The sequence below is a fragment of the Corallococcus exercitus genome (assembly GCF_003611585.1).
GTDB classification, from domain to species: domain Bacteria; phylum Myxococcota; class Myxococcia; order Myxococcales; family Myxococcaceae; genus Corallococcus; species Corallococcus exercitus.
Genome location: NZ_RAVW01000070.1, coordinates 19397 through 29306, shown reverse-complemented (window position 1 = coordinate 29306; position 9910 = coordinate 19397). Strand labels below are relative to the sequence as shown.

The window sequence follows — 9910 nt, the reverse complement described above, 5'->3', positions numbered from 1 at the left end:
GCCCAGCACCTTCAGCCCTCCCACCAGCACGTCCCACCCATCCACGTACCTCGCGTCCATGAACGCCCGGCCGTCGATGTTCAACGCCACGCTCGCCACCAGCACCGCCGACGCCGTCGCCGCCACCGTCCCCAGCACGCTCAACAGCGGCACCCCGATAAGCCCCGCCACCACCCGGGGCGCCACGAGGTCCGCGTACGGATCCCCCGCCGACATCTCCAGCGCCTCCACCTGCTCGTTCACGCTCATCGTGGCCAGCTCCGCGGAGTGGCTGGCCCCGGCTCGCGACGCCGTCAGCAGCGCGGACACCGCGGGGCCCAGTTCGCGCACCAGCATCTCGAAGTAGGCCGGGCCCAGCACCGCCACGTTGCCGATCAGCTTCTTCGCCTGCGCGTTGGCGATCATCACCAGCACCGCCCCGAAGAAGGCCATGCCCGACATCACCAGCCACACGCTGCGCCCGCCCAGCTCGTGCACCTGCGCCAGCGTTTCCCGCCAGGGGATTCCCTCCCTCGCGCCCGCGCGGACCGTGCGCACCAGCATCACTCCCGGCGCTCCGAAGAAGAGCAGCACCCGCTTCATGCGAGCACCCTCGACAGGAGCGTCGTCAGCAGGAAGTCCAACAGGAAGATGGCCGCGCAGCCCAGCACCACCGCGCTCGCCGCGGCCTCTCCCACGGCGCGGGCGCCGCCCTTCGCCCTCAGGCCCACCGCCGTGGACACCAGCGAGATGGCCAGCCCGAACGCCCCCGTCTTCACCACGCCCCCCAGGAGGTCGGAGGGGCTCAGCATCTGCGCGAACGTCCCGAAGAACACCCGCACCGGCAGGTCCAACGTGAGCTTCGCCGCCACCGCCTCGCAGAGGATGGACACCAGGAACGTGAACGTGCTCAGCGCCAGCATGCTCACCTCCATCGCCACCACCCGGGGCGCCACCAGCAGCGCGAACGGATCCAGGCCAATGCCTCTCAGGCCTTCAATCTGTCCGCCCACCTTCAGCGTGGCCAGCTCCGCCGCGTTCCTCGCGCCGATGCGCGCCGACATGATCAGCCCCAGCAGCAGCGGGCCGAACTCCCACAGCACGCCGTAGCCCGCGGCCCAGCCCAGGAACGCCCGCGCCCCGAAGCGCTGGATGTAGAGCGCCGCCTGCACCACCACGATGACGCCCGCCAGCGCCGCCGTCGCCAACGCCAGCGGCAACGAGCCGTAGCCGAACTGCACCAGCCCGCGCGCCAGCTCGCGCCGCTCCAGCCTGCGCATGCCCCAGGCCGTGCGGCCCGCGACCAGGGCCAGCGCGCCCACGCCGCCCACCGCCCGCATCGCCGAGCGTCCCAGCCAGGCCAGGGCGGTGGTGCTCACGGGTGCGGGAACCGCGGAGTCATGCGAGGGCCTCGTCCGGCGCGCGCTCGAACTCCGGCGCCGGTGCCCCATCGTGCACCAGTCGGCCGCCTTGCAGGTACAACCAGCGGGGCAGGGGAAGGTCCACCGGCGCTTCCGGCGCCGCCACCAGCAGCGTCCCCTTGCCGGCGACCTCCAGGAGCACCCTCGCCACCTGCCGCGCCGTGCCCGGATCCAGACCCGCGAACGGATCATCCGCCAGCAGCACCGCGGGCCTCGCCGCAATCGCTCTTGCGAGCCCCGCGCGCTTCTTCATGCCTCCGGACAGCCGCTCCGGCAGCGTGTCCGCCGCGTCCGTCAGGCCCACCGAATGCAGCACCGCGTCCGTGCGCTCGCGGGCCTCGGCCTCCGGGACGCGGCGGCGCAGCAGCGGCTGCATCACGTTCTGCCGCACCGTCAGCGAGTCGAAGAGCGCGTCCGTCTGGAACACGAAGCCGAACGACGCCTGCTGCCTGCGCCGCTCCGGTGCCGTGAGCCGGGCGACGTCCTGCCCGTCCCACGTCACGCGTCCGGACGAGGGGCGCAGGAGGCCCGCGAAGGCCTTGAGCAGCGTCGTCTTGCCCGACCCCGAACGCCCCAGCACCAGCGCCTGCGTGCCGGGCGGGACGTGGCAGTCCGTGGGCTCCAGCACGGTCCGTGCGCCGTAGCGGAGGCCCAGGGCTTCGGCGCGCAGGTCCATGGCTCAGGGGCGGTAGAAGAACTGGTAGACGCCCTGGTCGCCTGACGCTCCAATCCTCGTGGGCGATGAAGCGTCGAGGGCACGCAGCGCCCTGGCGTTCGAGTAGACGGACGTCCAGGTCGTCCCATCGAAGAATTGGATGGCGCCCGTCTGCGCGATCGTCACGTAGAGGGCCTTCTGGCCGAAGGCCACCACGTCGGTGAGGTCCACGGACGATGGCAGGGACGTCACCTGCCGCCACACCCCGTGGTTCCGCTCCAGGACGATTCCCTTGTTGCCCACCGCGTAGGCGTAGTTCGCGCTCACCACATGGACCCCGTTCAGGAAGGTGGACGGAAGGCCCGCGGGGAGCGACTCCTCCTGCCACGGGGCATCCGGTGAAACGAACCGCACGGCACGAGCGAGGGGGTCCGTGACTCCAAAGTCCTTCGCGCCGACTGCCAGCATCGTTTCGGGGCCGCCGGCCGCATGCACCGCGCGGAGGTTGATGCCCGTGGTGGCGATGTGGACGGGAGTGGAGCCAGACACCCACCGGAAGATGAAGCCATTGCTCGACACGGCGTAGAGCGTCGGTGGGCTTCCGTCCGTCGAGTTGAACCCCACGATTCCGGTGAGCTCCGCGTTGCTGCCGGGAGTGGTGACGATGGTGCAGTCCGATTGCGTCAGGGTCTTGCTGGCCAGCTTCCCTCCCGTGCCCGCGAGGAACAACTGTCCCGTCGCGCTGACCCAGGCGGCGGACCAGCCACCCGCGCAGGTGGAGGGAGTCTGAACGGTGGTCTGGACCTTCAACACGTTGTTGCTCGTGTCCTCCCCCGCGAGCCAGGCCACATCCTGGCCAACGGCGATGGCACTCCACCGGGGTTGACCGCCCCCCCCTGATGAGCCCAGCCACCCGTACGTGCACCCGATGAGGCCTTCATCCGGGGCACCGCCGCTGCAGTTGTTGTCCAGCCGGTCGCAGACCTCGGGCAGCCCCTTGTTCACGTACACGGAGCTTTCGTCGCAGTCGGAGAACTCCGCGACCGTGCCGGACGGCGGGGGGCCGCACGTCACGCCTCCGTCCGCGCCGGCCTTTCCGTCCCCGTCCTCATCGAAGTAGTAGGCCGTGGGCGTGACGGTGCTGTTACACGCGACCCCGCCATTGGCGCAGACCTTCGCGCCCGGGCACTGGACGTCGTTGAGGCAGGTGCCGCCCACGTCGAACGACTCGTCCTTCACGTCATCGCAGTTGTCGTCCTGGCCATCGCACCGGAACTCCGTCTGATCCGGGTGGACGCTCGAGTCCCGGTCGTTGCAGTCTCCGGTCCGCGAAGCGGTCAGCGCGGGCCCCTCGCACGCCGTGATCTTCGCGGGCAGCTGGAGATTGCCGTACCCGTCATTGTCGTCATCCGGGTACCAGGCCTTCGGACCGCCCAGGTTCGCATCCCGGTCGTTGCAGTCCGTGCCCTGGTCCTCCAGGCGCACGAAGCCGTCCCCATCCGAGTCCATGGCGCTCAGGGACAGCTCCACCGGCGTGATGCCGTCCTTCGCGAGGCTCGCGTCGGCCTGCGCGGTGGCCACCTGGGCTCCGTCACAGGACTGTTCCTTCGCCGAGGCCTCGACCCTCACGTCGTTGCTCCAGCCCGCCTGCCGGAACACCGCCACGGACAGTGTTCCCGGAGGTGGACCCGCGGACACGTTCACGTTCGTCGTGACGTGGCGGGACACCTCCGCCTGATCCGTGACCGTCAGGCTGACGCACCCCGGCCGAAATCCTTCGTAATGAACCTTCACGCTCAGAGCGGCGGACTTGAGGTCATCGCCCTTGGAGCATCCGGCGAGGACGCCCGTGAGCACGGCGAGCAGGAATAAACGCATGGGACACGCATTCTGGGGCGCATCCCACACCCGGAGTGGGGCGGTCGGCGCCACCGTCGGCATTTCAACCCGAGAGTCTTCTTCCCGACCCTTAATCCGCCTCGCGAGGCATCGTCCAGACACGCGCCGCTCATCACCCCCGGGATGACGGCTTCCGTGTATAGGGGCCGCTGACCTTTCAACACTGGCCCGTCCCACCGCACGCCTTATGCCCACCGTCCGCCGTGCCCTCCTCGCCGCGCCCCTGGGTGCCTGCCTCTGCGCGCTGGCCCCGGACGCGCTCGCCCAGACGACGCCTCCGGCGCCCTCCGCCGCGGCCCCCGCCAGCGACTTCCCCAAGCCCCCGCAGCAGGACTCCGGCGCCGCTCCGCTGACGCTGGAACGCGCCGTGGAGCTGGCCTCGCAGAAGAACGAGGCCGTGCTCGCCGCGGGACAGACCGCCGAGGCCGCCCAGGCCCGCGTCGCCCGCGCCCGCGCCTTCTTCCTGCCCACGCTCGCGGCCACCGGCACCTACACGCGCCGCCTGCGCGAGTCCACGCGCGAGGTCGGCGGACAGACCGTCGTGCTCCAGCAGTACAACGCGCTGGGCGCCGTCTTCTCCGGCCGGCTCACCCTCTTCGACGCGCGCGGCTTCCCCCTCTACAAGGCCGCGAAGCTGGAGAGTGAAGCGTCCAAGCTGGATGCCCTGGAGACGCGCCGCCAGGTGGCCTTCAGCGCCGCCAATGCCTTCCTGGTCACGCTGGCCAACCAGCAGGTGTACCAGGCCGCCGAGCAGCGCCTGGCCTTCGCGAAGCAGAGCCTGACGGACGCGCAGACCCGCGCCAACGCGGGGCTCGCCAGCACCAACGACGTCACCCGCGCGGAGCTGGAGCTGGCCACCGCCGAGTCCAACCTCGCCGCCGCCCTGGGCACCGCGGAGACGAGCCGCCTGGAGCTGGGCTACCTCCTCGTGGAGCCGGTGCAGGGAGAACTCGCGCCGCCGGAGCCGCTGCTCGCGGACGCCGTGCGCCCCGCCGCGCCGCTGGAGCTGCTCACGCAGGGGGCCACGGACCGCCGCCCGGACATCCTCTCCGCGCGCCTGCGCGTGCGGTCGCTGCGGGAGAGCGCGAAGGAGCCCCTGGCGCGCCTGCTGCCGTCCCTGGGAGCGAGCGCCCAGTACCGCCTGACGAACGAGTCGGGCCTCAACGGCAACGTCGGCGACGGTTTCCTCGCGGTGGACCTCACCTGGATCCTCTTCGACGGCGGCGCCCGCTACGCCGATCGCGACGAGCGCGTGGCCATCGCCAACGCCGCCGAGCTGAACACCCAGGCCGCCACGCGCCGCGTGCCGGTGGACATCGAGCAGGCGCGGGTGAACCTGGAGACGGCCCGGGCCGCGCTCGCGCAGAGCGAGCAGGCGGCGAAGGCGGCGCGCAAGAACGCCGCGGAGACGGGCATCCTCTACCGCCAGGGCCTGTCCACCGCGCTCACGCTGGCGGACGCGTCGCTCAGCCTCTTCGAGGCGGAGGTCGCGCTGGCGCGGAACCGGTACGGGCTGGGCGTGGCCCTCCTGGGCCTGCGGGCCGCTGTCGGACTGAATCCACTGGGGAAGGAACCGTGAAGGCAATGCAACGCACTGGAATGCTGGCCCTGTCGCTGGCCATGCTGTCCCTGGCCCCTGGCTGCAAGAAGGAAGCGCCCGCGCAGGGCGGCAAGGGCGCGGGCCGGGGGCCCCTCCAGTTCCCCGTGGAGGTCGCGCCCGTGGCGGCGCGCGACGTGGAGTACGCGGTCAGCGCCGTGGGCGCGGTGGAGGCCTTCGAGAGCGTGCAGATCACCGCGCGTGTACCGGGCGCCCTGGAGCGCGTGAACTTCTCCGAGGGCCAGGTGGTGAAGAAGGGCGACACGCTCGCGGAGATCGAACCCGCGCGCTACGCCATCGCCGTGCGCGCCGCGGAGGCCGCGCTGCAGAAGGCCCAGGCCGCGCTGGTGGAGGCGAAGGCCGGCGCGCAGCGCCGCGCGGAGGTCAACGCGCAGAGCCCGGGCCTCCTGCCCGCCGAACAGCTGGAGACGTACCAGGCCCGCGCCGCCACCGCCCAGGCGGACGTGGCGGCCGCGAAGGCGGCGCTGGATCAGGCGCAGCTCAACCAGCGCGACGCATCCGTGCGCGCGCCCATGGACGGCGTCCTCCAGACGCGCACGGTGCAGACGGGCCAGTACGTGCAGCCGGGCGTGGTGCTGGCCACGCTGCTGCGCCGCGAGCCGCTGCTCCTGCGCTTCAACGTGCCCGCGGCGGACGTGGCGCGCATCACCCCGGGCATGACCGCGCGCTTCACGGTGCGCTCGGACGGCGGGGCGTACGCGGCGAAGATCACCTACGTGTCCGCGAGCGCGGACGCGCAGAGCCGCATGGTGGCGGTGACCGCGGAGGTGACGGGCGAGGACGCGCGCAAGCTGCGGCCCGGCGCGTTCGCCACGGTGAGCGTGCCGGTGGAGTCGCGCGGGGGCAGCCCGGTGATTCCGCAGACGGCCATCCGCCCCAGCGAGCGCGGCTTCCTGGCGTTCGTGGTGGTGGACAACAAGGCGCGCGAGCGCATCCTGGAGCTGGGGCTGCGCACGCCGGACGGGCAGGTGGAGGTGAAGGAGGGCCTCAAGCCCGGCGAGACGCTGGTGGTGCGCGGCGCGGAGGCCCTGCGCGACGGCGTGGCGGTGCGCGTGGATCAGGAGCGCCCGAAGCCGAAGGTGGTGGGTGAGCAGCCCGCGACCGAGGCCCGCGGCGGCACGAACACGGCCACGGAGGCCCGGCCATGAGCATCACCGACGTCTGCATCAAGAAGCCGGTGTTCGCCTGGATGATCATGGCGGCGACCATCATCTTCGGACTGGTGGCGGCCCAGCGCATCGGCATCAGCCAGTTCCCGGACGTGGACTTCCCCACCATCAACATCTCCGTGTCGTGGGAAGGCGCCAACCCGGAGGCGGTGGAGTCGGACGTCGTCGAGTTCATCGAGGAGGCCGTGACGCAGGTGGAGGGCGTCAAGAGCATCACGTCCTCCGCGCGCCAGGGCAGCGCCAACATCACGGTGGAGCTGGACCTGTCGCGCAACGTGGACCTGGCGCTGCAGGACGTGCAGACCAAGGTGAGCCAGGCCCAGCGCCGGCTGCCGCTGGACATCGACCCGCCCATCGTCTCCAAGTCCAACCCGGAGGACCAGCCCATCATGTGGCTGGGCGTGTCCGGGCCGTTCTCCCAGCAGGTGGTGAGCGACTTCGCCCGCTACCGCGTGAAGGAGCGCCTGCAGACGGTGCCCGGCGTGGGCGAGGTCATCCTGGGCGGCCTGCTGGAGCGCAACGTGCGCATCTGGGTGGACGCGCAGAAGCTGGACGCGCACGCGCTCACGGTCAGCGACCTCATCGCCGCGCTCCAGCGCGAGCACGTGGAGCTTCCCGCCGGCCGCATCGAGACGCAGGGGCGCGAGGTGAACGTGCGCTTCATGGGCGAGGCGCTGGACCTGGAGACGCTGGCGAACGTGGTGGTGCGCGAGGAGGGCGGCCGCCCGGTGTACCTGCACGACGTGGCCATCGTGGAGGACGGCTTCGAGGACGAGCGGCGCCTGGCCCGGGTGAACGGCGAGCCCGCGCAGGCCATGGGCATCAAGAAGCAGCGCGGCGCGAACGCGGTGTCGGTGGCCCAGGAGGTGCGCGCCCAGCTCGCGCAGCTCCAGAAGGAGCTGCCGGAGGGCATGAGCGCGACCATCAACTTCGACTCGACGCAGTTCATCGAGGAGAGCGTGCACGAGATCGAGTTCGAGCTCCTGCTCGCGTGCATCCTCACCGCGTTCGTGTGCTGGGTGTTCCTGGGGTCGCTCTCCAGCACGCTCAACGTCGTGCTCGCCATTCCCATGTCGCTGCTGGGCACGGTGGCGGTCATCTACTTCCTGGGCTTCACGCTCAACACGTTCACGTTGTTGGGCCTGGCGCTGGCGGTAGGCATCGTCGTGGACGACGCCATCATGGTGCTGGAGAACATCTTCCGGCACGCGGAGGAGGGGAAGGACCGGGTGCGCGCAGCGCGCGAGGGCACCGCGGAGATCACCTTCGCGGCCCTGGCGGCGACGCTGGCGGTGGTGGCCATCTTCCTGCCCGTCGTCTTCATGAAGGGCATCATCGGCCGGTTCTTCCTCCAGTTCGGCGTCACGCTGTGCGTGGCGGTGCTCCTGTCCTACGTGGAGGCCATCACCCTGGCGCCCGCGAGATGCGCGCAGCTGCTCAAGACGTCGCGCGAGCACCGCGGCCGGGTGGGCGTGGTGGTGGACAAGGCCTTCTCCAAGCTGGAGGCGCTGTACGCGCGCGCGCTGGGCTGGGGGCTGGTGCGGCCGTGGCGGGTGCTGCTGGTCGCGGTGGCCATGCTGGTGCTGAGCGCATTCGCGTTCAAGGCGCTGCCGGGCGAGTTCGTCCCGTCGCAGGACCAGGGCCGCATGTCCGTGCGCCTGCAGACGGCGGTGGGCAGCAGCCTGGAGGAGACCAACCGCCTCTTCAAGCGCGCGGAGGAGTTCGTCGCCAGCCGTCCGGAGGTGACGCGCGTGTTCGTGGTGGTGGGCGGTGGCGGCGGTGGTTCCTCCGTCAACGCGGGCAACATGAACCTGACGCTGGTGCCGGCGGATCAGCGCATGCCGCAGGCGGAGTTCGCGCAGGTGCTGCGCAAGGAGCTGAACAGCTACCCGGGCCTGCGCGCGGTGGTGCAGGACCTGTCGCAGGCGGGCTTCACCGCGCAGCGCGGCTTCCCGGTGGAGTTCAGCGTGCGCGGGTCGGACTGGGACAAGCTGGTGGAGGCAAGCCAGTCCCTGCGCGAGCAGCTCCAGGCGTCCGGCAAGGTGGTGGACCTGGACACGGACTACCAGCTGGGCCAGCCGGAGCTGCGCATCACCCCGGACCGGGCTCGCGCGGCGGACCTGGGCGTGCCCATCCAGACGGTGGCGTCCACGGTGAACGCGCTGGTGGGCGGCGTGCGCGTGGGCAAGTACAGCAGCGGCGGGCGCCGCATCGACGTGCGCATGCGGCTGCTCGCGAGCCAGCGCTCGCGGCCGGAGGACCTGTCGCTGCTCAAGGTCCGCACGGCGAACAACTCGCTGGTGCCGCTGTCGTCGCTGGTGACGCAGGAGGAGCTGCCCGCGCTCCAGGCCATCACCCGGCGCGACCGCGAGCGCGCCATCAGCCTCTTCGCCAACGTGGCGCCGGGCTCCAACCAGGAGGAGGCGCTGGCCACGGTGGAGTCGCTGGGCAAGGACCTGCCCGGAGGCATCCGCGTGGTGGCGGGCGGCGCGAGCGTGGCGTTCCGCGACTCGATGAGCAGCCTCCTCTTCGCGCTCTTCCTGGGCATCGCCGTCGCGTACATGGTGCTGGGCGCGCAGTTCAATTCGTTCCTGCACCCGGTGACGGTGCTGACGATCCTGCCCCTGTCGGTGGCGGGCGCGTCGTTCGCGCTGCTCATCACGGGGAACACGCTGAACATCTTCAGCATGATTGGCCTGCTGCTCCTGATGGGCATCGTGAAGAAGAACTCCATCATCCTGGTGGACTACGCGCTCCAGCAGCGCGAGCAGGGCGCGGACGCGATGCAGGCGATGCTGCGCGCGGGCCCGGTGCGCCTGCGGCCCATCCTGATGACGTCCACCGCGACGATGATGTCCGCGGTGCCGGCCGCGCTGGCGCTGGGCGCGGGCAGCGAGACGCGCGCCCCCATGTCCATCGCGGTGCTGGGCGGCCTGTCCGTGTCCACGGTGCTGAGCCTGCTCGTGGTGCCCGCGTTCTATGTCGTCGCGGACCGCCTCAAGACGCGGCTGGGCAACCGGCTGCGCAAGGGGAAGGGCGGGGATGATGACTCGCACGCCGTCCACGACGAGCCCCGGCCGGTGCCGCACGGGTAGGGCCTGGAGCCGGGGAGGCGCGGCGGTGGCCTGAGTGCCCGTGCGCCCCCGGCGCCGTTGGACGATGCAGGCGC

Annotated in this window: 7 protein-coding genes; 3 read left to right on the top strand and 4 right to left on the bottom strand. The window is 71.3% G+C overall.

The window, feature by feature from the left end:
- The 4 genes from D7W79_RS11890 to D7W79_RS11875 form a co-directional block, all read right to left on the bottom strand.
- The coding region (locus D7W79_RS11890; protein WP_147441891.1) for an MlaE family ABC transporter permease at positions 1–582 on the bottom strand (582 nt) is incomplete at its 3' end.
- Positions 579–1358 (bottom strand): MlaE family ABC transporter permease, encoded by a 780-nt coding sequence (locus tag D7W79_RS11885; RefSeq protein ID WP_244221717.1) that lies wholly within the window; start codon positions 1356–1358, stop codon positions 579–581. The genes D7W79_RS11890 and D7W79_RS11885, both read right to left, overlap by 4 nt.
- 19 nt (positions 1359–1377) lie before the next feature.
- Positions 1378–2076 (bottom strand): ABC transporter ATP-binding protein, encoded by a 699-nt coding sequence (locus D7W79_RS11880; protein ID WP_120525479.1) that lies wholly within the window; start codon positions 2074–2076, stop codon positions 1378–1380.
- A gap of 3 nt (positions 2077–2079) precedes the next feature.
- Positions 2080–3933, bottom strand: a complete 1854-nt coding sequence (locus tag D7W79_RS11875; RefSeq protein ID WP_158616944.1) for a putative metal-binding motif-containing protein — start codon at positions 3931–3933, stop codon at positions 2080–2082.
- A gap of 208 nt (positions 3934–4141) precedes the next feature.
- Here D7W79_RS11875 and D7W79_RS11870 point away from each other — a divergent pair, with 208 nt between their 5' ends.
- From D7W79_RS11870 to D7W79_RS11860, 3 genes are read left to right on the top strand one after another with little or no spacing between them, the layout of a single operon-like run.
- Entirely contained in the window at positions 4142–5533 is a 1392-nt protein-coding gene (locus tag D7W79_RS11870; RefSeq protein WP_120525477.1) for a TolC family protein, read from the top strand.
- Between the two features lie 5 nt (positions 5534–5538).
- The gene (locus tag D7W79_RS11865; RefSeq protein WP_208729705.1) at positions 5539–6720 is read left to right on the top strand and encodes an efflux RND transporter periplasmic adaptor subunit; all 1182 of its coding nucleotides are present in this window, start codon (positions 5539–5541) and stop codon (positions 6718–6720) included.
- Complete coding sequence (locus D7W79_RS11860) at positions 6717–9836, top strand: efflux RND transporter permease subunit (protein WP_120525475.1); 3120 nt, start codon at positions 6717–6719, stop codon at positions 9834–9836. Before D7W79_RS11865 ends, D7W79_RS11860 begins: the two co-directional genes overlap by 4 nt.
- Positions 9837–9910: the final 74 nt, after the last annotated feature.

Bases quoted from the DNA above. Each gene is read 5' to 3' on its own strand.
- D7W79_RS11880 (WP_120525479.1), bottom strand. From the start codon at position 2,076: ATGGACCTGCGCGCCGAAGCCCTGGGCCTCCGCTACGGCGCACGGACC.
- D7W79_RS11875 (WP_158616944.1), bottom strand. From the start codon at position 3,933: ATGCGTTTATTCCTGCTCGCCGTGCTCACGGGCGTCCTCGCCGGATGC.
- D7W79_RS11870 (WP_120525477.1), top strand. From the start codon at position 4,142: ATGCCCACCGTCCGCCGTGCCCTCCTCGCCGCGCCCCTGGGTGCCTGC.
- D7W79_RS11865 (WP_208729705.1), top strand. From the start codon at position 5,539: ATGCAACGCACTGGAATGCTGGCCCTGTCGCTGGCCATGCTGTCCCTG.
- D7W79_RS11860 (WP_120525475.1), top strand. From the start codon at position 6,717: ATGAGCATCACCGACGTCTGCATCAAGAAGCCGGTGTTCGCCTGGATG.